Genomic DNA, 24,080 nt, shown 5'->3' with positions numbered 1-24,080 from the left:
CGGTCGGGTCCGTCGCGCCGGCGGCGTGCAGCGCCGCGTCCGCCCGCGCGAGGGCCGCCGTGCGCGCCTGGGCCTCGCCGGCCTGGAGCGCGGCGTCCGCGCGGGCGAGGGCCGCGGTGCGCTCGGCGGGGTCGACCGGCTCCGACGGGACGGCGTCGTCCGCGGCGGCGAACCGCCGGCTGCGCCGGGTGGGCGGCGGGACGTCGCCGGGAACCGGGTCGCCGGGAACCGGGTCGCCGGGCGTGCCCGCGGGGGTCCACGCGGCGGCAGGAGCGGCGGGGGCAGCGGGCGCCACCGGAGCCGACGGGGTCGTCGCACCCGCGGGCGTCGTCGCACCCGCCGACGCACCCGCCCCGGCCTCCGCGTCGCCCCGTACGCTCGGCCACCGCGGCCGGTCGTCGCCGAACCGCCCGACGCCCGGCGCCGGCGTGCCGGTCTCCCGGCGCGCGAAGCGCCCGTCGGTGTCACTCATGCACGAACTCCTGCCGCCTTCCGGTCGGGCGCGGCCGCGTCAAGCCGCCGGCCCGGAGGTCCCGCGGCAGCCTAGCGGCCGAGCGACGGCTCCCGGCGGACCGGCACGGGCGGGCGCGCGCCGTCAGGCGAGCAGGTCCCGCCGCCGGAACGCGAGCACGCCCCCGCCGACCAGCGCCACCGCGACCGCCGCGAGGACGAGCACCACGGGCCAGTCCATCGGCTCGGCGGGCATCCCCGGCGTGTACCGGAGCGGGGACGCGACGTCGCTGCCGTCGGGGAGCACCCCGCCGAGCATCGCGGTCAGCGCGACGTAGCCGAGGTACGCCCACGCCAGCCCGAACGCGCGGGGCGCGACCCCCAGGACGAGCACCGCCGCGCCGGTCACCGCCAGCAGCGCGGGCACCTGCGCGAGCGCCGAGCCGAGCAGCCGGGGCACCAGCGCGGGGTCGTCGAGGGTGCTCGCCGCCGTCAGGCCCATGACCAGCCCGCCGAGCAGCACCATGGCCGTCACCGCGCCGAGCACGACCGCGAGCTGCGCGCCGAGCCACCGCGCCCGGCCCACCGGTCCCGCGAGCACGTGCGCGGCGCGCCCAGCCGCCTCCTCCGCGCGCACCGCCCCGATCCCCTGAACGCCCGCCGCCGCGGCCAGCGCCACGGCCACGAGCAGGTACCGGGCCAGCGCCGCGTCCGCCGCCGCGGCCGACCCCTCGCCGAAGAACGCCCCGAGGGCGGGCTCGTCCTCGATGAACTGCACGACCTCGCGGGCCAGCACCCCGACGAGCCCGCAGATCGTGGCCACCCCGACGGCCCAGCCCGTGAGCGCCCCGGCGAGCCGGCGCAGCGTGACGGCCGCGATCCCCGTCAGCCGCGGCGAGGCGTGCGCGCGGCCGGGGCGCTCGGGCAGCAGGCCGTCGCCGAGGTCGCGCCGCTCCGCCAGCAGCGCGGCGACCCCGAACGCGGCGACGGAGGCGAGCACCGACAGCGCGAGCGGCCACCAGCGCTCGTCGACCCAGGCGCGGGTGGCCTGCGACCAGCCGAACGGGGAGAGCCAGCTCAGCACGCTGCCGCTCTCCGGGGCGCGGACGTCCCCGGCGGCGCGCAGCACGAACCCCGCGCCGATCGCGGCCGTCCCCAGCATCGAGGCCGTCCGGGCGTGCGTGACGAGCTGGGCGGCCACCGCGGCGGTCGCGCCGAACGTGAGCCCGACCAGCCCGCAGCCGAGCCCGAAGGCCAGCGCCCCGGCGGCCGGCAGGCCCGTGCCGACCAGCGCGGCGGCGAGCGCGAGCCCGATCGCGAGGTCCGCGAGCGTCACGACGACGACCGCCGCGAGCACCGGCGCGTCCCGCCCCACCGGCGTCGAGCGGACCACCTCCAGCAGTCCCGACTCCTCCGCCCCGCGCAGGTGCCGCACCACGAGCAGCACCGACATGATCGCGAGCGCGAGCGCGACCCAGGCGCCGAGCTCGTTCGCGACCATCGCACCGATCGTGTAGTCGTCGAGCCCGTACCCCGGACCGCCCAGCGCGGTCGCCGCGGGCGACCGCATGAGCTCCGCGCGCGCAGCGCGGGACTCGGGCGTCGGGAACAGGTCCGCCTCCGAGGACGCGGAGACGGCGGTCAGCCCGGCGACGGCGACCAGCCACACGGGCAGCCGCACCCGCTCGACCCGCAGCGCCACCCGGACCAGCGCGCCGGTGCCGGCCCAGCGGTCCGTCGCGCCCCGGGACGCCGGTGCCGCGGGCCGGGCGGCGGGCGTGGCCACGGCGGTCACCGCGGGCTCCCGACGGTCTCGCCGTACTCCCGGAGGAACAGGTCCTCGAGCGTCGGCGGGTGGGCGGTGACGCCCCGGACCCCGAACCGCGGCAGCAGCCCCAGCACGCCGTCCAGCGCCTCGGCGTCGACGTCGAGCCGGAGGTGCCCGTCGACGCGCGCGGGGTCGTGCACGCCCGGCGCGCCCTGCAGGGCGGCGAGCGCGGCGTCGGGGTCCCGCGGCGAGACGACGACCGCGGTCCGGGTCAGCCCGCGGAGCTCGTCGAGCGTGCCCGACCGCACCGCGCGGCCGGCGCGGATGATCGTGACCCGCTCGCAGAGCGCCTCGACCTCCGCGAGGATGTGGCTGGACAGCAGCACCGTGCGCCCCTCCCCGGCGGCCTCGCGGATGCACCGCTGGAACTCCGCCTCCATCAGCGGGTCCAACCCGCTCGTCGGCTCGTCGAGGACGAGCAGCGGCACGTCGGCGGCGAGCGCGGCGACCAGCGCGACCTTCTGCCGGTTGCCCTTGGAGTACGCACGCACCCGCACGGTGGGGTCGAGCTCGAACCGCCCGACGAGGTCCGCGCGGCGCCGCGGGTCGAGACCGCCCCGCAGCCGGCCGAGCAGGTCGATCGCCTCGCCACCGGTCAGGTTGGGCCACAGGTCGACCTCCCCCGGCACGTACGCCAGGTGGTGGTGCAGGGCGACGGCGTCCCGCCACGGGTCGGCGCCGAGCACCCGGGCCTCCCCCGCGTCGGCGCGCAGCATGCCGAGCAGCACCCGGATGGTCGTCGACTTCCCGGCGCCGTTCGGGCCGAGGAAGCCGTGCACCTCCCCCTGGCGCACGGTCAGGTCGAGACTGTCGAGCGCCCGTCGGCGGCCGAACGCCTTGACGAGGCCGCGGACCTCGACGGCCGCGCTGGTGGTCGGGTGGCTGGTCATGGTTCCTCCCGGGCGAGCTCGTCGAGGGCCGCCGCCAGCAGGTCGTGGTCGGTGAGCAGCGGCTCGGTCAGCATCTCCATCGCCGGGACGACCGCCCAGCGGGACAGCGCGGTGAACGCGGCGACGGGCTCGAGGGTCGGCGACGGCGCGCGGCCCGCCTCGGCGTCGATGAGCGCGAGCTGCAGCAGGCCGACGCTCTGGGCGACCAGGTACCGCGCCCGGCCCGCGGGGTCGACCGACGGGCTCACAGTGCCCGCCGCGACCCCGAGCGCCAGGTAGTCCGCCGTCGCGGCGACCATGTCCTCGACGAACCGGGACGCGAGCGCACCGCCGGCCGCGAGGCTGCGGACGACGTAGCCGAACACCGGCCCGTACTGCGTGAGGTCGGCCAGGTGCGCCATCGACTCGCGGGGCGTCTCGGTGGTGAGCGACGCCTCCTTCTGCGACCGGATGCGGTCCAGGACGTACGCGTCGCAGGCGGCCCGGAGGCCGTCCTTGGACCCGAAGTGGTGGATGACCAGCGCCGGGCTCACGCCCGCGTCGGCGGCGACGGCGCGCAGGCCGGCGCCGAAGCCGTCGTGGGCGAACCGCAGCAGCGCCGCGTCCCGGATCCGGGCGCGGGCGGTCAGGTCGTCGTCGGTCGTCGCTGAACGCACGTTCAGCAGACTAAACGCGCGTTCAGCACCACGGCAAGGGGGTCACGCGGGCCGACTCCCCGGCGGTCGGCGCGCGAACCCGGGCGCACCGTCGCGCACTGCTCCCCGAGGACGCGTCCCCGGCGTGTCAGCCCTCGGCGCGCGGCTGCACCCGCGCGGTGTCGGCGCGCGTGAGCCGCACCGCCTCGCCGAGGTCGGCCGCCTGCGCGACCCGCATCCCCTCCGGCGCCTGGCCCTTCTCCAGCGACCCGGCCGGCACGACCGCGTGCGTGAACCCGAGCCGCGCCGCCTCCGCGAGCCGGCGCGCGGTGCCGGTCACCGGGCGGATCTCCCCCGCGAGCCCGACCTCGCCGATCGCGACCAGCCGCGGCGGCAGCGCCACGTTCTCCCGGCTGCTGACGGTCGCGAGCGCGAGCGCGAGGTCGGCCGCCGGCTCGACGACGCGCGCGCCGCCGACGGTCGACACGTACACGTCCTGGTCCCCGACCTTGAGGCCCGCGCGCCGCTGCAGCACCGCGAGCACCATCGCGAGCCGGCTGCCGTCGACCCCGCTCGTCGTCCGGCGGGGGTTGCTCAGCATCGACGGCGCGACGAGCGCCTGCACCTCGGTGGCCAGCGGGCGCCGGCCCTCGAGCGTCACGGTCACGCAGGTGCCCGGGACGTGGTGCCGCTCGTGCGAGACGAACAGCCCGGACGGGTCGGCGAGCCCGACGATGCCCGTCTCGGTGAGGTCGAAGCAACCGACCTCGTCGGTCGGGCCGAACCGGTTCTTGGTCGCGCGCAGCAGCCGCAGCCGGGAGTGCCGGTCGCCCTCGAACTGGCACACCACGTCGACCAGGTGCTCCAGCGTGCGGGGTCCCGCGACCGAGCCGTCCTTGGTGACGTGCCCGACCAGCAGCACCGGCAGCGACCGCTCCTTGGCGGCGGAGATCAGGGCGGCGGCGACCTCGCGCACCTGCGCCACGCCACCCGGCGAGCCCTCGACGGCCGACGACGCGACCGTCTGCACCGAGTCGAGCACGAGCAGGTCCGGCTCGGTCTGCGCGAGGTGCCCGAGGATCGTGCCGAGGTCGGTCTCGGCCGTCAGCAGCAGCGTGTCCGCGAGCGCCCCGATCCGCTCGGCGCGCAGCCGCACCTGGCCCGCGGACTCCTCCCCGGTCACGTAGAGCACGGTGCGCCCGCCGGTCGCGGCGCGGCTGGCGACGTCGAGCAGCAGGGTCGACTTGCCGACCCCCGGCTCCCCCGCGAGCAGCACGACCGCCCCCGGCACCAGGCCGCCGCCCAGCACCCGGTCGAGCTCCCCCACGCCGGTGGGCAGCGCCCGGGCCGCCTCGACGTCGATCTCCGCGATCGGCCGGGCCGCCCCGCGCAGCGGCACCATGACCGCCGTCCGCGGCGCCGCCCCGCCCGGGCCCGTGTCCTCCGACACCGAGCCCCAGGTCTGGCACTCGCCGCACCGGCCCACCCACTTGGACGTCGTCCAGCCGCACTCGGTGCAGCGGAAGGCGGGCCGGGCGGTCCGGGAGGAGGTGGTGGTCGACACGGCCGTCACGCTAACGGGAGGCACCGACAGCCTCCGGCACCGCACCGTGACCGAATCGCGACGTCCACGCCGCGCGCACCGCACGCGGGGTGTCCCCGGCGGCCCGTAGGATCGCGCCGTGCCCACCACCACGCCGCCCGACGACCTGCTGCGGCACACGCTCGCCGCGGTCGCCCCCGGCACCGAGCTGCGCGACGGCCTGGAGCGCATCCTGCGCGGCCGCACCGGCGCGCTCATCGTGCTCGGGCACGACGCGACGGTCGAGAGCATCTGCTCCGGCGGGTTCGAGCTCGACGTCGAGTTCTCCGCCACCCGGCTCCGCGAGCTCGCCAAGATGGACGGCGCGATCGTCATGGACCCGGCCTCGCGCCGGATCCTGCGCGCCGCGGTGCAGCTGCTCCCGGACCCGACCATCTCGACGTCGGAGTCCGGCACCCGGCACCGCACGGCCGAGCGCGTCGCCAAGCAGACCGGCCTGCCGGTCATCTCGGTATCCGCGTCGATGCGGATCATCGCGCTGTACGTCGGCGAGCAGCGGCACGTGCTGGAGAACGCCGACGCCATCCTGTCCCGGGCCAACCAGGCGCTCGCGACGCTGGAGCGGTACAAGGCCCGGCTCGACGAGGTCAGCGGCACGCTCTCGGCGCTCGAGATCGAGGACCTGGTCACCGTCCGCGACGTGTGCGTGGTCGTGCAGCGCCAGGAGATGGTGCGCCGCATCTCGGAGGAGATCGCCGGCTACGTCGTCGAGCTCGGCACGGACGGCCGCCTGCTGTCGCTGCAGCTCGACGAGCTCACCGGCGGCATCGGCTCGGACAGCGAGCTGGTGATCCGCGACTACCTCGACGCGTCCCGCCGCGACGGCGACGCCATCGCCGCGTCGCTGTCCGCGCTCGACTCGACCGAGCTGCTCGACCTCGCGCTCATCGCGCGCGAGCTCGGCCTGCCGTCGGGCGTCGAGATGCTGGACGCCGCCACCGGCCCGCGCGGCTACCGGCTGCTCTCCAAGGTCCCGCGCCTGCCCGCGGCGATCGTCGACCGGCTCGTCGGGCACTTCAGCGGCCTGCAGAAGCTGCTGGCCGCGAACATCGACGACCTCATGGCGGTGGACGGCGTCGGCGAGCAGCGCGCCCGCGCGGTGCGAGAGGGCCTGTCCCGGCTCGCGGAGTCGAGCATCCTCGAGCGCTACGTCTGACCGGCACCACGTCTGACCGGCGCCACGTCGGACCGGCGGGTCGCCCCGGGGGTCACTCCAGCCCGAACACCACCGGCTGGGTGCTGACCCCGCCGAGCGCGAGCACGGCCTGGTAGGTCCCCGGCTGCGCCTGCGGCTGGTCCGGCGCGCAGCCCTCGACCGAGCGGGCGCGGTCCCACTGCACCTGGCGCTCGTCGGCCTGGTCGGGCGCGAGCAGCAGCTGCAGGGTCTCGCCGGTGGCGCAGTCGGTGCTGGCCCAGATGCGGTCGCTGCCCGAGGTGATGAGCACCTGGCGCTGCGCGTCGCCGGCGTCGAGCAGGCAGGGCGTGCCGCCGGTGTTGGTGATGCGGATCGTGAAGGTCGGCAGCTGGCCTTCCGGGTAGGTCGTCGCGTCGGCGGACATCTCGAGGCCGATCGCGCCCGGCTCGCACGCGGGGGTGCCGTCGGTCGTCTCCTCCTCGGTGGGTGCCGGCGTCGTCGCGCCGCCGGTGGGCGCGGCCGCGTCGTCCCCGCCACCGCCGAGCAGCGCCCGCACGCCGAACACCGCGAGCACCACGACCAGCACGAGCACCAGCACGACCACGGCCCGCCGGACCCAGTACACGCGCGCGGGCAGCGAGCCCTCCGGCCGCAGCACGCCCATGTCCCGGTCCCTCCGCTCGATCTGCCGCCCACGCTAACGCGGCGAGCCCCCACCCCCGGTCACCTCGGGAGGGACACGCGGGCAGGGGGCCCGGGGCGCACGGGCAAGCGGGCGGGAGGGCCGGCCGGCACGGGCAGGCAGGCGGGCGCGGGCGGTCGGGCGGGCGGGCGGGCGGGCGGCCTACGGTTTCCGGCGCGGCCCACGCAGATCCGCGTAGGCGGGACCGGGAAGCGGAGGCCAGGCGATTCGGCGCCCGCGGCCGCGGCGGGTGAGGATGTGCGCCGTGCCCCCGCCCTCCGCCGACGCGCCGCTCGTGGACCCCGCGATCGCCGCCGGGGTGCGGGCCGACGTCGTCGACTGGTTCGGCGCGCACGCCCGCGACCTCCCCTGGCGCCACCCCGACCGGACCCCGTGGGGCGTGCTGGTGAGCGAGGTGATGCTGCAGCAGACGCCGGTCGTCCGCGTCGAGCCCGCCTGGCGCGCGTGGACCACCCGCTGGCCCACGCCCGCCGACCTCGCCGCCGCGAGCCCCGCCGACGTGCTGCGTGCCTGGGACCGGCTCGGCTACCCCCGGCGCGCGCTGCGTCTCCAGGACTGCGCCCGGGCGGTCGTCGAGCGGCACGGCGGCGTGGTGCCGTCCGACGAGGACGCCCTGCTCGCGCTGCCCGGGATCGGGTCCTACACGGCTGCCGCGGTGCGGGCGTTCGCGTTCGGGCTGCGGTCCGTCGTGCTCGACACCAACGTGCGCCGGGTGCTCGCGCGGGTGGCCGGGGGCGCCGCGCTGCCGGCCCCGGCGCTGACCGTCGGGGAGCGCCGGCTGGCGGAGGCGTTCGTCCCCGCCGACGACGACGGCGCCGCGCGCTGGGCGGCCGCGTCGATGGAGCTCGGCTCGCTGGTGTGCACCGCCCGGGCGCCGCGGTGCGGGGCGTGCCCCGTGGCCGACCGGTGCGCGTGGCGGCTCGCCGGCAAGCCCGACGACGCGCACGCCCTGCGGCGCCGCACGCAGAAGTGGGCCGGCACCGACCGGCAGGTGCGCGGCCGGATCATGGCGCTGCTGCGCGAGGCTCTGGAGCCGGCGCCGGCCGAGGCGGTCGCGGCGGTCTGGCCCGACGACGTCCAGCGGGACCGCTGCCTCGCGGGGCTCCTGGTCGACGGCCTGGTCGAGCGGGTCCCGGGCGAGGACCCGGAGCGCCCGCGCTACCGCCTGCCCGCGGGGTCCTAGAGGTCGACGATCATCCGGGTGTTGCCCAGGGTGTTCGGCTTCACGCGGGCCAGGTCGAGGAACTCCGCGACCCCGTCGTCGTGGGACCGCAGCAGCTCGGCGTACACCTCGGGCGGCACCGCGGGGCCGGCGATCGTGCCCCAGCCGTGCGCGGCGAAGAAGTCCACCTCGAAGGTGAGGCAGAACAGCCGGCTCAGGCCGAGCTCCCGGCCGCGCTCGGTCAGTCCCTCGAGCAGCGCGTGGCCCACGCCCCGCCCGCGCCACGCGCGCGCGACGGCGAGCGTCCGGATCTCCGCGAGGTCCTGCCACATTACGTGCAGCGCGCCGCAGCCGATGAGCGTGCCGTCCGGCGCCTCGGCGACCTGGAACTCCTGGATCGCCTCGTAGTAGCCGACCAGCTCCTTGGCGAGCAGGATCCGCTCGTCCGCGTACGGCTGGACCAGGTCGCGGATGCCGCGGACGTCGGCCGGGCGGGCGGGTCGGACCCGGTAGCCGGGCTGGTCGGGCGGGGTGGCGGGGGTCGACGGCGCGGCGGGGTCGGTCACGCCCTCAACCTACGACGCGCACCGGCGCCGACGCCCGCCGGGTCCACGCCGGTGGTCAGCCCGCCGCGGCGGCCCGCGCGTCGGCCGGGGGCTCCGGCGCACCCGGCGCCAGCTCCGCCGCGCCGGCGCGTGCGCGGCGCAGCGCCGCGTCGTCGAGCCCGAGCACCCGCAGCGCGGCGTCGCCGACGAGGGGCGCCACGTCCCGGGCCCCGGCCTGACCGCCGGAACGCCGGGCCGTGATCACGGTCTCGACCAGCCCGAACACCAGCGTCGCCTCCGCGGGGCGGGCGGACTCGGGCCGGCCGAGGACCGCGGCGACCAGCGCGTCGTACCGCGCGCGCAGCCGTGACCGCTCCTCGTGGAACTCCGCGAACGCCTCGCCCTCCACCTCGGGCAGCTGCATGAGCCCGCCGATGTTCACCGGCCCGTGGGCGAGCCAGCGGGCGTCGGCGTCGCACAGGGCCCAGAGCCGGGCCGCCGGGTCGCCCGGGGCGTCCAGCAGCTCGTCGGCCAGGTCCAGGGACGGGCGCACGGTGTCGAGCAGGAGCGTCCGCAGCAGGACGTCCTTGCCGCGGAAGTGGTGGTAGATCGACGCCTGCTTCACCCCGGCGCGCTCGGCGATCGCGTAGGTCGAGGTGGCCGTGTACCCGACGCTGCTGAACAGGGCCGCCGCCGCGGCGAGCACCTCGCCCCGGGTGTCGCGGGAGTCCGCGGCGCGCGGACGCCCGGGCCGGGCGGCGGGACGCGCCGCGTCGGGGGTGGGGGCCGTCATGCGCGCGGACGGTAGCAGCCGCGCGTCACCGGGATGTTGCGCGCGCGACCGCCCCGCCGGCCGCGCCCCCGGCGCCCCCGCGTGCCCGCATGCCCGAACCGGCCCGCGCGAGCTCCAGCAGCCGGGCCGCCGTCCGCTCGTCGACCACCAGGTCGGTCATCGTGCCCGCCCGCAGCGCGGCGAGCAGCGGCACCGCCTTGTTGTCCCCCGCCACCGCGCAGAGCCGCCGCGGGATGCGCCGGAGCTGCTCGGGCGACGGTCCCGTCGCCCGGGCGTTCAGCGGCACGTCCTGCCACGACCCGTCCGCCCGCAGGAAGACCGTGCACACGTCGCCGACGACCGACTGCTCGTGCAGCAGCTCGACGTCGTCGTCGTCCAGGTAGCCGGCGGAGTACACGTGGCTCGGCACGGACCCGGTCACCGAGCCGACCGAGAACAGCGCGATGTCGGCCCGGGCCTGCTCGTCCAGCACGCGGCGCACGGACCGCTCGCGCCACATGGCCTGCTTGGTCTCCGGGTAGTCGAAGAACGCGGGCACCGGGAAGTGGTGCACGGTGGCGCCGAACGCGCTGCCGAACGAGGCGATCAGGTCGCTGGCGTACTCGATGCCGGAGGTCCGGGTGTTGGCCGCGCCGTTCAGCTGGACCACGACGCTGCCGTGCGTCGCCTTGGGCGGCAGCCGCCGGGACACGGCCGCCAGCGTGGTCCCCCAGGCGACGCCGAGGATCATGTCGGAGTCGAACCACGAGGCCAGCAGGCGCGCGGTCGCGCGGGCCACCTGGTCGAGGGTGTCGGCGGGCTCCCCGGAGTCGGGGACGGGCACGACGTAGGTGTCGATGCCGAAGGCGGCGGAGATGGACCGGCCGAGGCTGGGCGCCCGGGTGCTGGACGGGCGGAGGGTGATCTCGACGAGGCCCGTCTCCCGCGCCCGCTTCAGGAGCCGGGAGACGGTCGACCGCGAAGTGTGCAGGTGCCGCGCGATGACGTCCATCTTGACGTCCTGCAGGTAGTACATGGACGCGGCGCGCAGCACGTCCTGCTCCCGGTCGGTCATCGTCCGCGACCTCCTCGTCCGGCGCGTGCTGGGACCTCGGTCCCTGCACATTCGTGCACTGCGGTTGCGCGTCTGTTCGCGACGTGACGACGATAGCGAACAGACAGGACCGAGGTCCCAGTCTGCGGGGCCACGAGCGCCCGCGGCCAGGGCACCGACGGCCGGGAGGCAAGACCGCGATGGAGCTGACATGAGGACCGCAGCACTGACCCCTCGCCTGCGTGACGACGCGCTGGCGGCCCTGCGAGCGACCACGGAGGGCGGGCCGGAGCTCGACGTCCTCGTCATCGGCGGCGGCGTCACCGGCGCCGGCATCGCGCTGGACGCGGTCACCCGCGGCCTGTCGACCGCCGTCATCGACGCCCAGGACTGGGCGTCCGGCACCTCCAGCCGGTCCAGCAAGCTCGTGCACGGCGGCCTGCGCTACCTGCAGATGCTCGACTTCCACCTCGTGCGCGAGGCCCTCACCGAGCGCGACCTGCTCATCAGCGACCTCGCCCCGCACCTGGTCAAGCCCGTGCCGTTCCTCTACCCGCTGGAGAACCGCGTCTGGGAGCGCGCGTACGTCGGTGCCGGCATCGCCCTCTACGACACGTTGGCCAGCGTCAACGGCCGCAAGCGCGCGATGCCGCTGCACCAGCACGTCACCCGCAAGGGCCTCGAGCGCAAGTTCCCGGACCTCCGCCACGACGCTGCGGTCGGCGCGATCCAGTACTGGGACGCGAACGTCGACGACGCCCGCCTGGTCTCGACCCTGATCCGCACCGCCGCGTCCTACGGCGCGCACGCCGCGTCCCGCACCCAGGTCGTCGGCCTCACCACCACGTCGGGCGGCGCGGTCACCGGCGCCGAGCTCGTCGACCTCGAGACCGGCGAGCGCCTGACCGTCCGCGCGCGGCACGTCATCAACGCCACGGGCGTGTGGACCGAGCAGACCGAGTCGCTCGCGGGCACCGAGGGCGGCCTGCGCGTGCTCGCCTCCAAGGGCATCCACATCGTCGTGCCGCGCGACCGCATCGCCGGCAACGTCGGCCTCATCCTGCAGACCGAGAAGTCGGTGCTGTTCGTGATCCCCTGGTCCCGCTACTGGGTGATCGGCACCACCGACACCCCCTACGAGCAGGACCTCGTGCACCCGGTCGCCACCAGCGAGGACATCGACTACGTCATCGACCACGCGAACGCGGTGCTGTCCCGGCCGATCACGCGCGAGGACGTCATCGGCACCTGGGCCGGCCTGCGTCCGCTGCTGCAGCCGGGCACCAAGGAGGGCACCTCGTCCGCCAAGGTGTCCCGCGAGCACACCGTGGCCTCGCCGACCCCCGGCCTGACGGTCATCGCGGGCGGCAAGCTCACCACCTACCGCGTGATGGCCAAGGACGCCGTCGACTTCGCGATCGGCTCCCGCGCCACCACGCTGCCGTCCATCACGCACAAGATCCCGCTGGTCGGCGCCGAGGGGCTCGAGGTCCTGCAGCGCCAGGCCCGCGACATCGGCAGCCGGTACGGCTGGGACCGCGGGCGCATGGACCACCTCCTGCACCGCTACGGCTCCCTGCTCGGCGAGCTGCTCGAGATGGTGGACGAGGACCCGTCGCTCGGGCAGCCCGTCCCCGGCGCGGCCGCGTACATCGGCGCCGAGATCGCCTACGCCGTCACGCACGAGGGCGCCCTGCACCTCGACGACGTGCTCATGCACCGCACGCGCCTCAACTACGAGGTGGCGGACAAGGGCGTCAGCGCGCTGGACGCGATCGCGGACATCATCGCGCCGCGGCTCGGCTGGGACGACGCCACCCGGGCCCGGGAGATCGACGCCTACCGGCAGCGCGCCGCCGCCGAGCAGGCCGCCGCGGAGAAGACCGACGACGCCGCGGCGCAGGCCGCGCGCGACGCCGCGGAGGACCTCGCGCCGCTGCTGCCGCTCGACGCCGACCCGGTCCGGCCCGGCACCAAGCCGGGTTCGTCGCCCCACACCCCTGCCACTGCCGGTCCGGCAGGGACATGATCAGTACCACCTAGCGGTCCCCCGGCCGCGCCCCGCCCGGTCGGTCCTCGACCGGGCGGGACCCTGCGAGACAACGACGTCCGTCAAGAAAGAGGTCGACCGTGGAGTCCATCTCGATCGGAGAAGCGATGCTCTCCGAGTTCCTCGGCACCGCCATCCTGCTCCTCCTGGGTGCGGGTGTCGTCGCCAACGTGATCCTCCCGAAGACGAAGGGTTTCGGCGGCGGCTGGCTGCTGATCAACTTCGGGTGGGGCCTCGGCGTGTTCACCGCCGTCTACGTGGCCTTCAAGTCCGGCGCGCACCTCAACCCCGCGGTGACGCTGGGCATCTGGGCGGCCGGCAAGGAGGAGTTCGCCCCGGGCATCGAGGTGAACGCCGCCAACGGCTTCCTGTACATCGCGGCGCAGTTCGCCGGCGCCGCGGTCGGCGCGGCCCTGGCCTACCTCACCTACAAGAAGCACTTCGACCAGGACGCCGACCCCGGCATCAAGCTCGCGGTGTTCTCGACCGGCCCGGAGCTGCGCTCCTACGGCTGGAACTTCCTCACCGAGGTCGTCGCCACGTTCGTCCTGGTGTTCTGGGTGGTCATCAGCGGCAACACGCCCGCCCAGATCGGCCCGCTCGGCGTCGCGCTCGTCGTGGTCGCGATCGGCGCCAGCCTCGGTGGCCCCACGGGGTACGCCATCAACCCGGCCCGTGACCTCGGCCCGCGCATCGCGCACGCCCTGCTCCCGATCCGCGGCAAGGGCTCGTCCGACTGGTCGTACGCCTGGGTGCCGGTGCTCGGCCCCGCGGTCGGCGGCATCCTCGGCGGCCTCCTCGCCATGACCATCGGCTGGGTCGCCTGACCGTCCTGCCCTGAGCGGACGCCCGCCCGCCGCGCGGGCGGGCGTCCCCTCCGCCGCGACGCCCCTCGTCGCGGCCCGCTCGTCGCGGCCCGGAGGCCGCACCGTTCCCCGGCAGCGCCGCCCCCGCGGTGCCGCCACCCGCCCCCGGGCGGGGTCAGACCGACGCGAAGGAAGCACCATGTCCGAGCAGTACGTGATGGCGATCGACCAGGGCACCACCTCGACGCGGGCGATCATCTTCGACCACGGCGGCCAGATCGTGTCCGTCGGCCAGACCGAGCACCAGCAGATCTTCCCCAAGGCCGGCTGGGTCGAGCACGACCCGAACGAGATCTGGACCAACACCCGCGAGGTCGTCAGCGTCGCCCTCTCCCGGGCGAACAAGACCTACTCCGACATCGTCGCCGTCGGCATCACCAACCAGCGCGAGACCGCGGTGGTCTGGGACCGGACCACCGGGCAGCCCGTCTACAACGCGATCGTCTGGCAGGACACCCGCACCCAGAAGATCTGCGACGACCTCGCGGCCCTGGGCGGCGGCGCCGAGCGCTACAAGGAGCGCGTCGGCCTGCCGCTGGCGACCTACTTCTCCGGCCCGAAGATCCGCTGGATCCTCGACAACGTCGAGGGCGCCCGCGAGAAGGCGGAGCGCGGCGAGCTCGCGTTCGGCAACACCGACTCCTGGGTGCTGTGGAACATGACCGGCGGCGTCGACGGCGGCGTGCACGTCACGGACGTCACCAACGCGTCCCGCACGATGCTGATGAACGTCGACTCGCTCACCTGGAACGAGGAGATCGCGGCGGAGATGGGCGTGCCGCTCTCCATGCTCCCGGAGATCCGGTCCTCCTCCGAGGTCTACGGCCACGGCCGCAAGGGCGGCTTCGTCCCGGGCGTGCCGATCGCCGGCATCCTCGGCGACCAGCAGGCGGCGACCTTCGGCCAGGCGTGCTTCGAGGTCGGCACGGCCAAGAACACCTACGGCACCGGCAACTTCATGCTGCTGAACACCGGCACCGAGCCCGTCCAGTCGAAGAACGGCCTGCTCACCACCGTCGCCTACAAGATCGGCGACGCCCCGCAGGTCTACGCGCTCGAGGGCTCGATCGCGGTCACCGGCTCCCTGGTGCAGTGGCTGCGCGACAACCTGGGCATGTTCACCGACGCCCCGGACATCGAGTACCTGGCGTCCAAGGTCGAGGACAACGGCGGCGCGTACTTCGTGCCGGCGTTCTCCGGCCTGTTCGCGCCGTACTGGCGCTCGGACGCCCGCGGCGCCCTCGTCGGCCTCACCCGGTACGTCAACCGCAACCACATCGCCCGCGCGGCGCTGGAGGCCACCGCCTTCCAGACCCGCGAGGTGCTCGACGCGATGAACGCGGACTCCGGCGTCGACCTGACCGAGCTCAAGGTGGACGGCGGCATGACCGCCAACAACCTGCTCATGCAGTTCCAGGCCGACATCCTCGACGTGCCGGTCATCCGGCCGAAGGTCGCCGAGACCACCGCGCTCGGCGCCGCGTACGCCGCGGGCATCGCCGTCGGGTTCTGGAACGGCGAGCAGGACGTCCGCGACAACTGGGCCGAGGGCGCGCGCTGGACGCCGGACCTGGCGTCCGACGAGCGCGACCGGCAGTACCGGCTGTGGAAGAAGGCCGTGCAGAAGACCCTCGACTGGGTCGACGACGACGTGCGCTGACGCCGCGCCTCCCCCGCGGCTGCCGGCACCGGCAGCCGCGGGACCGTACGACCCGAACGGCCCCGTCCCCCTCGTCGCGAGGGGGACGGGGCCGTTCCCGTGCCGGGCTGCCGCCGGCGGGTCAGCGGTCGACGCGGGCCGAGCCGCCGCCGGCGAGCTTGAGCACCTCAGCCTTCGAGGCCATCGTCGTGTCGCCCGGAGTGGTCATCGCGAGCGCGCCGTGCGCGGCGCCCCACTCGACGGCGGTGGCGAGCGGCTGCCCGTCGAGCAGCCCCGCGGCGAGCCCCGACGCGAACGAGTCCCCGCCGCCCACCCGGTCGAGGATCTCCAGGCCCGGGCGGTGCGTGGCCCGGACCAGACCCTCGTCCCGCGACCAGGCGATGGCGCCCCAGTCGTTGACCGTGGCGCTGCGGACCGTGCGGAGCGTGGTGGCGATGACCCGGAAGTTGTCGAACTCCGCCGCGACCCGGTCGATCATCGCGGCGAACGAGTCGACCTCGATCTCGGAGATCTGCTCGTCGACGCCCTCGACCTCGAAGCCGAGCGCCGCCGTGAAGTCCTCCTCGTTCCCGATCATCACGTCGACGTGCCGGGCGATCTCCCGGTTGACCTCCTGCGCCCGGGCCGTCCCGCCCGTCGCGCGCCACAGGCTGGGGCGGTAGTTGAGGTCGTAGGACACGACGGTCCCGTACCGCTGCGCGGCGGTGACGGCGGCGACCACGGTCTCGGCGGCGGTCTCGGACAGCGCGGCGTAGATGCCGCCGGTGTGCAGCCACCGGACCCCGAGGTGCCCGAACAGGTGGTCCCAGTCGACGTCGTCCGGCGCGAGCTGCGACGCGGCCGTGTGCCCGCGGTCGCTGACGCCCACGGCGCCGCGCACCCCGAACCCGCGCTCGGTGAAGTTCAGGCCGTTGCGGACGTCGCGGCCGATGCCGTCGTACGGCAGCCAGCGCAGGAACGACGTGTCGACCCCGCCCTGCAGGATCAGGTCCTCCACCAGGCGGCCGACCTCGTTGTCCGCGAGCGCCGTCACGACCGCGGTGCGCAGGCCGAACGCCCGGCGCAGGCCGCGGGCGACGTTGTACTCGCCGCCGCCCTCCCAGGCGCGGAACTGCCGGGCCGTGCGGATGCGGCCCTCGCCCGGGTCGAGGCGGAGCATCACCTCGCCGAGGGAGACGGCGTCGTAGCGGCACTCGGCGGCGGGGCGGATCTGCAGGGGCATGGGTGCGCTCCTTCGGGGCGAGCGGGCGGGGGCGGGCGGGCGGGGCGGGCGGTCAGGGGCGCAGGCGGGTGGCGAGCGCGACGGCGTCGGCGACGAGCGTCCGCACCCCGGCGAGGTCGCCGGCGCGCACCCGGTCGCGCGGCACCATCCAGGAGCCACCGACCGCGGCGACGCACGGCAGCGCCAGGTACTGGTCGAGGTTGCCGGGGCCGACGCCGCCGGTCGGGACGAACCGCACGCCGCCGAACGGGGCGGCCAGCGCCGCGATCGCCGCGCTGCCGCCGGAGGTGCCGGCCGGGAAGAACTTGACGGTGTCGAGGCCGAGCTCGAGCGCGGCCTGCACCTCCGTGGCGGTCACCGCGCCGGGCAGCACCGGGACGCCGTGCTCCTGCGCGCGCTCGACGACCGCGCGGGACGTGCCCGGCGAGACGAGGTACTGCGCCCCCGCGGCCACGGCGTCGTCGACCTGCGCGGGCGTCACGACCGTGCCCGCGCCGACCAGCACGTCCCCGCCCCGGTCGGCGATGGCGCGGATGGCGTCCGCCGCGGCGGCGGTGCGGAACGTGACCTCGGCGACCGGGAGGCCGCCGGCGACGAGGGCGTCCGCGAGCGGGCCGGCGTCGCGGGCCTCGTCGAGGACCACCACGGGCACCAGCCGGTGCGCCGCGAGCCGGTCGAGCACGTCCGCCATGTCGAACTCCTTCGTCCTTGCGTTCCGCTGCGCGCAACGCGCGCTGCGCTGTGCGCACCGATCGTGGCACACGCCGGCGCACGGCGGCAACGCCGGATGGCGCGGGGGCAGGCGCGCGAGGGCGGCGCCCGCCGAGCTCGGTGGCTCTGCCGCGCTCGGTGGCTCTGCCGAGTTCGGTCGCTCTGCCGCGCTCGGTCGCTCTGCCGAGTTCGGCGGTTCCCGCCCGGTTCGGTGGCCCCGGGCACCGAACTCGGCTGGACCCACCGAACCCACCGCCGCGAGCGGCCGGCAGCGACCGCCGGCGGTCGGCGCTCAGGCCGGGGGCAGCGCCAGGCCCGGCGGGAGCAGCGGCGGCACCACCGCGCGGACGCGCGCGTGCACCTCGGCCCGGCGCTCGGCGGTCATCCGGTCCGCCGGGGCCGTGACGCTGAGCGCCGCGACCGGCCGGGACCCGCGCAGCAGCGGCACGCCCAGGCAGGCGATGCCGGGCTCGTTCTCCTCGACCTCGACGGCGTAGCCGCGGCGACGGGCGGCCGCCAGCTCCTCGGCGACGTGCTCGACGTCGACCCGGCCCGCGGGCTGCACGGCCCCGACGTACCCGTCGAGCGCCGCCGCCGGGGTGTCGCCGAACGCCAGCATCGCCCGGCCGAGCGCGGTCGTCGCCGCCCAGTTCCGCCGGCCGACGGCGGACCACACCCGCACGGGCCGCTCGGGCTCGACCTTGTCGAGGTACACCACCTGGGCCCCGCTCAGGACGCCGAGGTGCACGAGCTCGTCCGTGGCGGCGCAGAGCGCGACCAGGGCCCCGTGCAGCCGGGCCGGCAGGTCGTCCTCCGCGAAGTACCGGTCGGCGAGCCCGAGCGCGGCCGGCCCGAGGCCGTACCGCCCGGTTCCCGGGTCCTGCGCGACGTAGTCGCGGTGCCGGAGCGCGGCGAGCGAGCGGTGCACGGTCGTCTTGTGCACGCCCAGGGCCGCGGACAGGTCCGCGAGGCTCGCACCGGCCGGGCCCGCGGCGGCGACGGCCTCGATCGTCCGGAGGGCGCGGTCGACGCTCTCGACCGGCGACGCGGCGGCTGCCGCGGTGCCCTGCGCGCCCGCGCCGCTCGTCTCCTCCGCCACGGCGCCCACCCTACGGGCGGCGCGGGCGGACCCGCGCCGGCCGGCCGGGCCCGGGCCGTGCCGGCTCGCGGGCCCCGGGCCGCGTCACCCCCCGAGCGCCGTGATGAACCACCGCGCCACCGTGAAGTAGATGACCAGCCCGGTGCCGTCGACGAGCGTCGTGATGAGCGGCCCCGAGCCGACGGCCGGGTCCAGCCCGACCTTGCGCAGCAGCAGGGGCAGCAGCGACGCGATCATCGAGGCCCACAGGATGATCGCCCCCGCGGAGACGGCGACGGTCAGCGCGACCTCGCCCCCGACCCCCATCGTCCAGGCGCGCAGCCACCCGACCGCCGCGATCGTGACGCACACGAGGAGCCCGGTCGTGACCTCCTTGCGGACCACCCGGCCCGCGTCCCGCAGCCGGACGCTGCCCGTGGCCATCGCCCGGATGACGGTGGCGGTGATCTGCGTGCCCGCGTTGCCGCCGGCACCGATCAGCAGCGGCACGAACAGCGTCAGCGCGATGACGGTCTCGAGCTCGTCCTCGTAGTGCTGCAGGACGCTGCTGGTGATCGTCGCGGTCACGAACAGCACCAGCAGCCAGACGATCCGCTTGCGCCACAGCAGCAGCGGCGACGCCCGCAGGTACGGCACGTCCATCGGCGCGGCGCCGCCCTGGCGCACGGCGTCCTCGGTGGCCTCCTCCTCGACGATGTCCGCGACGTCGTCGCCGGTGAGCACGCCGAGCAGCTGGCCGTCGGCGACCACCGGGAGCACCGCGAGGTGGTGGTCCTGGAGCAGCCGTGCGGCGCGCTCCTGGTCGGCGGTCGGCTCCACGGTCACGACGTCCTCGCGCATGAGGTCGGCGATCAGCAGGTCCGGCGCGGCCAGCACCAGGTCCCGGAACGACACCACGCCGAGCAGCGCGGGGCCGCCCACGGCCGCGGGGTCGCTGGTCACCCAGACCTCGGCGCTGTCGGCGGTGGCCTCGGGCTGGGCGCGCAGCGCGTCGACGGCCTCGCGGACGGTCATCGTCGGGCGGACCGTCGCGACCTCGGGGTTCATCCGGGCGGCGGCCGAGTCGTCGGGCCAGGCCAGCAGACCGCGCACGACGGCGGACCGCACGACGCGCATCGCGCCGAGCACCGCGGCGCGCTCGCCGTCGGGCAGGGCGCGGAGCAGCTCGGCGGCCTCGTCCGGGTCGAGGCTGTCGACCAGCCCGGCGGCCACCTGGGCCGGGACCACGTGCAGCACCTCGGCCGCGGCGTGCGGGTCGAGGGTGCCGAGCAGGTCGTCGGCGGTCGCGGGGTCGAGCAGGCCGACGAGCGCGCGGACCTGCGCGTCGGACAGGTCGGCGAGCTGGTCGGCGCGGCGCCGGGGGTCGGGGGTCTGCTCCAGCCAGACCTCGACGGCGCGGCGGGTGCCGACGGCGACGACGTCGTGCAGGTCGAGCGGCGTCTGCTGGACGGCCGGGCGGAGGGGCAGGACGGGGGTACGGCGGGTCATGGCGCGCTCCTTCGTGGGGAGGCCGCGGCGGGACATTCCCGGTAGCACCCGGGCGCGGTCGCGCACGCCCGACCGGGACGCACGCCGGGCGGCGCACGGACCGGGCGGACCGGGCGGTCGCGGGGCCGGGGTGCGGCACCGTCGGCGGCGCGGGACGCCTCGGGGGGTGAGGCGGCGCGCGCCGGGGGCGGCACGGCACGGTCGGTCGCGGCCGCAGCGGGCGCGGTCGGCGGGTGCCTGCCGACGCGGGGCCGGTCCGGCGCGGGGAGCGGCCGGGCGGTCGGACGTCGGGTGGGCGGGGACGTCACGGCGCGGGGCGGTGACGGGTTCGGGGCGCCGCGGTCGGCGGCGCGGGGGCGCCGCGGTGGGCGGCGCGGGTGCTCCGCCGACGCCGGGCCGCGCCTCCGTACGCGGACTCCGGCCGACCCCGGGGGGCGGCTCAGGCCTGCGCGCGCAGCACGACGGGCGTCGACGGATGCCGACTACTCGCGGTGTCGTCCATCGCGTCCACCTCCTCGCCGTCGTGCGGGTCGGGCCGGCCGGCCCCGGACGCACCCTAGACCCGGCCCGGTGCGGTGCCAACCCCGTGTGACCGAGGTCGCCCGGTGGGCCGCGAGGACGGCCGGGAGGTGGTCGCGGCGTGCTCCCCGGGCCTGTGGACGACCGGCCGGGAGGGTCGGTGCCCGCCGCTAGGGTGGACGGCGTGACGCAGGCATGGGACGACGAGTGGCCGCTGCCGGACGAGCCGCCGTACGACCCGGCCGAGGAGCCGCCGTACGACCCCGGGTACGTCGCGCGCGGGTCCGGGCCCGCCGGGGGACCCGCCCGCTCCGGACGCACCGCGCCGCGTCCCGACGACCGCTCGGCCGCCGCGCACGGCGACCCCGCCGCGGCCCGCCCGGTCGCGCACCCCGCGCACGACGCCACCACCGGCCGCGCGCCGCTCGAGGTGCTGCAGGAGGTGTGGGGCTACGACGCGTTCCGCGGTGAACAGGCGGACATCATCGACACCGTGGTCGGGGGCGGCGACGCCCTCGTGCTCATGCCGACCGGCGGCGGCAAGTCGCTCTGCTACCAGGTGCCGGCCCTCGTCCGGGCCGGGACCGGCGTGGTGGTGTCCCCGCTGATCGCGCTCATGCAGGACCAGGTCGACGCGCTGTCCGCGCTCGGCGTGCGCGCCGGCTTCCTCAACTCGACGCAAGACCTGGGCCAGCGCCGGGACGTGGAGCGCGCCCTGCTGGACGGCGAGCTCGACCTGCTCTACCTGGCGCCCGAGCGGCTCCGGGTTCCCGAGACCATGGCGCTGCTCGACCGGGCGGCGATCAGCCTGTTCGCGATCGACGAGGCGCACTGCGTGTCCCAGTGGGGCCACGACTTCCGGCCCGACTACCTGGGCCTGTCGGTGCTGCACGAGCGCTGGCCCGGCGTCCCCCGCATCGCCCTGACCGCGACCGCCACGGCCGCGACCCGCACCGAGATCGCCGAGCGGCTGGAGCTGACCGACGCCCGGCAGTTCGTCGCGTCGTTCGACCGCCCGAACATCCAGTACCGCATCGCGCCCAAGGCGAGCCCGCGCCAGCAGCTGCTCGACCTCGTCCGGTCCGAGCACGCCGGCGACTCCGGGATCGTCTACTGCCTGTCCCGGAACTCCGTCGAGCAGACCGCCGAGTTCCTGTCGTCCCAGGGCGTGCCCGCGCTGCCGTACCACGCGGGCCTCGACCGCCAGGTGCGCGCCCGGAACCAGTCCCGGTTCCTGCGCGAGGACGGCCTCGTCATGGTCGCGACCATCGCGTTCGGCATGGGCATCGACAAGCCGGACGTGCGGTTCGTCGCGCACCTCGACCTGCCCAAGTCCGTCGAGGGGTACTACCAGGAGACGGGCCGCGCCGGTCGCGACGGGCTGCCGTCGACCGCGTGGCTCGCCTACGGGCTGCAGGACGTCGTGCAGCAGCGGCGGATGATCGACACCTCCGAGGGCGACGCCCAGCACCGCCGGCGGCTGTCTGCGCACCTGGACGCGATGCTCGCGCTGTGCGAGACGGTCACCTGCCGCCGGGTCCAGCTCCTCGCCTACTTCGGCCAGGACGCGGAGCCGTGCGGCAACTGCGACACCTGCCTGTCGCCCCCGACCACCTGGGACGGCACCGTCCCCGCGCAGAAGCTGCTGTCGACCGTCGTCCGGCTGGAGCGCGAGCGGAACCAGCACTACGGCGCCGGGCACCTCGTCGACATCCTGCTCGGCAAGCGCACCTCGCGGATCGAGCAGCTGGGCCACACCGAGCTGTCGACGTTCGGCGTCGGCGCCGACCTGTCCGACGCGCAGTGGCGCGGCGTCGTGCGGCAGCTGCTCGCGCAGGGGCTGCTCGCGGTCGACGCGGACGGGTACGGGACGCTCCGGCTGACCCCGGCGAGCGCCGAGGTGCTGCGCGGCGACCGCCCGGTGCCGCTCCGGGAGGAGACACGCACGGCGCGGTCGCGGTCCCGGTCGGGCTCCGGCGCGGGGTCGAGCGGGCGCGCGGCCGCGGCGGCGCAGGCGGCCGCCGAGCTCGGCGACGACGCGGCGGCGGTGTTCCAGCGGCTGCGCACCTGGCGGGCCGCGGCGGCGAAGGAGCAGGGCGTGCCCGCGTACGTCGTGTTCCACGACGCGACCCTGCGCGAGATCGCGACCGCCCGCCCCGCCGACCTGGACGCGCTGTCCCGGATCGGTGGCGTCGGCGCGGCCAAGCTCGACCGGTACGGACCCGGCGTCATCGCGACGCTGGAGGGCCGGGAGCCCCCGACGGCGGAGGAGGTCGCGCGCGACGCGGCGTCCGTCGGGCTGTTCGCGGACGACGACGACCAGGCCACGGGCGGGCCGGGCGGAGGCGCCGACCCCTGATGCTGGCCGTCCTCTCGGCGCTGGGCACGATCGCGGTCGTCGTCGCAGCGGGCTGGTTCGTGGGCCGCACCGGCGTGCTCGGCGAGAACGCCCAGCGGGTGCTCGCCGCCACCGCGTTCACGGTCGCCACGCCCGCGCTGCTGATCGAGACGATCGGCCGGGCGGACCTGGGGCTGCTGCTGTCCCGGTCGGCGCTGGTCACCTTCGCGACGACCACGGTCGTGGCGCTGGTCGCGGCGGCGGTGCTCGGCCTGGTCCGGCGGCGGTCGTCCGGGGACGTGGTCGTCGGCGTGCTCGCGTCCTCCTACGTCAACGCCGGGAACATCGGCATCCCGCTGACCGCGTACCTGCTCGGCAGCGTCGTGTCGGTCGTCCCGCCGACGCTCTACCAGCAGCTCGTGCTCGGGCCGATCGCGATGGTGGTGCTCGACGCCCGGCGCCGGGCCCGGGACGGGGTGGTCGCCGGGGCCGCGCCCGCCGGCGCCCTGGGGACGCTGCGCTCCGTGCTCCGCCGCACGCTGCGGAACCCGGTGATCATCGGCACGCTCACGGGCATCGCCCTGGCCGCGCTGCCGTTCTCGCTGCCGTCCGCGGTGTTCCAGCCGCTCGAGCTGCTGGGCGCGGCGGCCCCGCCGCTCGCGCTGCTGACGTTCGGGATGTCGCTCGCGGTCCCGCGGGTGGGCGGCGAGCAGGCGCCCCGGGGCGACGTCGCGCTGGTGGCGGTGCTGCGGGCCGTCGTGCACCCGGCGCTCGCGATCGGGCTGGGGACGCTGCTGGGCCTGCGCGGCGACGCGCTGCTGGCGGTGGCGGTGGTGTCGGCGCTCCCGACGGCGCAGAACGTGCTGGTGTACGCGATCCAGTACCGGCAGGGCACCGCGCTCGCCCGAGACGCGGGCCTGGTGACGACAGTCCTGGCGGTGCCGTCGCTCCTGGTGATCGCGGCGGTCCTGGGCTGACCGCGCGGCCGGCGCCTGCGGCTCGCTGAGGCCCTCGATCCGGCGCGGCCCTCGAGCCGCGCCGAGCCCGGCGGGCGACGCGGGTGCGGGGCACCACGCGGGTCCGCGCGAGATCGGTGGTTCCGCGCGAGATCGGTGGTTCCGCGCGAGATCGGTGGTTCCGCGCGAGATCGGTGGTTCCGCGCGAGGTCGGTGGTTCCGCGCGAGATCGGTGGCTGCAACCACCGATCTCGACCCGAACCACCGACCTCGGCGCGAGCACTGCTTCCAGGTAGGACCGTGCCGCCGAGATAGGGCCGTGGACGGTCCTATCTCGGCGGCACGGGCCGATCTCGGTGCGGGAGCGAGAGAGCGCGGGCGCACGGCGTGAGAG

The 24,080-nt window shown here is 76.2% G+C and carries 20 protein-coding genes; 7 read left to right on the top strand and 13 right to left on the bottom strand.

Translation table 11 applies throughout. The annotated features are described in order from the left end of the window. The 5 genes from J5O08_RS17285 to radA form a co-directional block, all read right to left on the bottom strand. A partial coding sequence (locus J5O08_RS17285; RefSeq protein WP_374225990.1) for a hypothetical protein occupies window positions 1–472 on the bottom strand: 472 nt, incomplete at its 3' end. A 123-nt stretch (window positions 473–595) separates the two neighbouring features. After that, window positions 596–2,245, bottom strand: a complete 1,650-nt coding sequence (locus tag J5O08_RS17280; protein ID WP_255590125.1) for an ABC transporter permease — start codon at window positions 2,243–2,245, stop codon at window positions 596–598. After that, window positions 2,242–3,168, bottom strand: a complete 927-nt coding sequence (locus J5O08_RS17275; protein ID WP_218708127.1) for an ABC transporter ATP-binding protein — start codon at window positions 3,166–3,168, stop codon at window positions 2,242–2,244. The genes J5O08_RS17280 and J5O08_RS17275 overlap by 4 nt, the downstream gene beginning before the upstream one ends. Next, window positions 3,165–3,824: a TetR family transcriptional regulator gene (locus tag J5O08_RS17270; protein ID WP_308281692.1), complete on the bottom strand. Its 660-nt coding sequence runs from the start codon at window positions 3,822–3,824 to the stop codon at window positions 3,165–3,167. The genes J5O08_RS17275 and J5O08_RS17270 overlap by 4 nt, the downstream gene beginning before the upstream one ends. A gap of 127 nt (window positions 3,825–3,951) precedes the next feature. Next, window positions 3,952–5,367 carry a DNA repair protein RadA gene (radA, locus tag J5O08_RS17265; protein WP_308281691.1) on the bottom strand — a complete coding sequence of 472 codons (1,416 nt, stop codon included), beginning with the start codon at window positions 5,365–5,367 and terminating at the stop codon, window positions 3,952–3,954. 118 nt (window positions 5,368–5,485) lie between these two features. On the opposite strand from radA, the gene disA reads away from it, so the two are divergent. Further along, window positions 5,486–6,562: a DNA integrity scanning diadenylate cyclase DisA gene (gene disA, locus J5O08_RS17260; protein ID WP_166941069.1), complete on the top strand. Its 1,077-nt coding sequence runs from the start codon at window positions 5,486–5,488 to the stop codon at window positions 6,560–6,562. 52 nt (window positions 6,563–6,614) lie between these two features. On the opposite strand, the gene J5O08_RS17255 is transcribed toward disA, so the two are convergent. Further along, the gene (locus J5O08_RS17255) at window positions 6,615–7,205 is read right to left on the bottom strand and encodes a hypothetical protein (protein ID WP_218708125.1); all 591 of its coding nucleotides are present in this window, start codon (window positions 7,203–7,205) and stop codon (window positions 6,615–6,617) included. 274 nt (window positions 7,206–7,479) lie between these two features. Here J5O08_RS17255 and J5O08_RS17250 point away from each other — a divergent pair, with 274 nt between their 5' ends. Next, window positions 7,480–8,427, top strand: coding sequence for an A/G-specific adenine glycosylase (locus J5O08_RS17250; RefSeq protein ID WP_218708123.1), 948 nt, complete (start codon window positions 7,480–7,482; stop codon window positions 8,425–8,427). Here the strand turns inward: J5O08_RS17250 and J5O08_RS17245 are convergent. The 3 genes from J5O08_RS17245 to J5O08_RS17235 are packed head-to-tail and all read right to left on the bottom strand — an operon-like array spanning window position 8,424 to window position 10,798. Next, window positions 8,424–8,972 (bottom strand): amino-acid N-acetyltransferase, encoded by a 549-nt coding sequence (locus J5O08_RS17245; protein WP_218708121.1) that lies wholly within the window; start codon window positions 8,970–8,972, stop codon window positions 8,424–8,426. The genes J5O08_RS17250 and J5O08_RS17245 overlap by 4 nt on opposite strands. A 55-nt stretch (window positions 8,973–9,027) precedes the next feature. Continuing rightward, window positions 9,028–9,744: a TetR/AcrR family transcriptional regulator gene (locus J5O08_RS17240; protein WP_218708119.1), complete on the bottom strand. Its 717-nt coding sequence runs from the start codon at window positions 9,742–9,744 to the stop codon at window positions 9,028–9,030. Window positions 9,745–9,769: 25 nt separating this feature from the next. Next, window positions 9,770–10,798: a sugar-binding transcriptional regulator gene (locus tag J5O08_RS17235; RefSeq protein ID WP_218708117.1), complete on the bottom strand. Its 1,029-nt coding sequence runs from the start codon at window positions 10,796–10,798 to the stop codon at window positions 9,770–9,772. Between the two features lie 190 nt (window positions 10,799–10,988). Between J5O08_RS17235 and J5O08_RS17230 the strand changes: the two genes are divergently transcribed. From J5O08_RS17230 to glpK, 3 genes are all read left to right on the top strand, one after another. After that, the gene (locus J5O08_RS17230; RefSeq protein WP_217614425.1) at window positions 10,989–12,806 is read left to right on the top strand and encodes a glycerol-3-phosphate dehydrogenase/oxidase; all 1,818 of its coding nucleotides are present in this window, start codon (window positions 10,989–10,991) and stop codon (window positions 12,804–12,806) included. Between the two features lie 128 nt (window positions 12,807–12,934). Continuing rightward, entirely contained in the window at window positions 12,935–13,654 is a 720-nt protein-coding gene (locus J5O08_RS17225) for an MIP/aquaporin family protein (RefSeq protein WP_374225991.1), read from the top strand. A gap of 178 nt (window positions 13,655–13,832) precedes the next feature. Next, entirely contained in the window at window positions 13,833–15,353 is a 1,521-nt protein-coding gene (gene glpK / locus J5O08_RS17220) for a glycerol kinase GlpK (RefSeq protein ID WP_218708116.1), read from the top strand. A gap of 121 nt (window positions 15,354–15,474) precedes the next feature. Here glpK and J5O08_RS17215 read toward each other — a convergent pair whose 3' ends face one another. The 4 genes from J5O08_RS17215 to mgtE all read right to left on the bottom strand — a co-directional run bounded on the left by J5O08_RS17215 (window position 15,475) and on the right by mgtE (window position 19,873). Next, on the bottom strand, window positions 15,475–16,575 hold the full coding sequence (locus tag J5O08_RS17215; RefSeq protein ID WP_218708114.1) for a sugar kinase: 1,101 nt from the start codon (window positions 16,573–16,575) through the stop codon (window positions 15,475–15,477). A 52-nt stretch (window positions 16,576–16,627) separates the two neighbouring features. Beyond that, on the bottom strand, window positions 16,628–17,266 hold the full coding sequence (eda, locus tag J5O08_RS17210) for a bifunctional 4-hydroxy-2-oxoglutarate aldolase/2-dehydro-3-deoxy-phosphogluconate aldolase (RefSeq protein ID WP_218708112.1): 639 nt from the start codon (window positions 17,264–17,266) through the stop codon (window positions 16,628–16,630). Window positions 17,267–17,578: 312 nt separating this feature from the next. Further along, window positions 17,579–18,385 carry an IclR family transcriptional regulator gene (locus tag J5O08_RS21745; protein WP_218708110.1) on the bottom strand — a complete coding sequence of 269 codons (807 nt, stop codon included), beginning with the start codon at window positions 18,383–18,385 and terminating at the stop codon, window positions 17,579–17,581. An 84-nt stretch (window positions 18,386–18,469) separates the two neighbouring features. Next, window positions 18,470–19,873, bottom strand: coding sequence for a magnesium transporter (gene mgtE / locus J5O08_RS17200; protein WP_218708108.1), 1,404 nt, complete (start codon window positions 19,871–19,873; stop codon window positions 18,470–18,472). A gap of 703 nt (window positions 19,874–20,576) precedes the next feature. On the opposite strand from mgtE, the gene recQ reads away from it, so the two are divergent. Further along, window positions 20,577–22,751, top strand: coding sequence for a DNA helicase RecQ (gene recQ / locus J5O08_RS17195; protein WP_308281690.1), 2,175 nt, complete (start codon window positions 20,577–20,579; stop codon window positions 22,749–22,751). Then, the gene (locus J5O08_RS17190) at window positions 22,751–23,707 is read left to right on the top strand and encodes an AEC family transporter (RefSeq protein WP_218708104.1); all 957 of its coding nucleotides are present in this window, start codon (window positions 22,751–22,753) and stop codon (window positions 23,705–23,707) included. The genes recQ and J5O08_RS17190 overlap by 1 nt, the downstream gene beginning before the upstream one ends. The last annotated feature ends 373 nt before the right edge of the window (window positions 23,708–24,080 follow it).

Source organism: Cellulomonas sp. PS-H5, assembly GCF_019265565.1.
GTDB lineage: Bacteria > Actinomycetota > Actinomycetes > Actinomycetales > Cellulomonadaceae > Cellulomonas.
The sequence above is the reverse complement of the archived record's forward strand: the minus strand, read 5'-3'. Positions and strand labels throughout refer to the sequence as shown.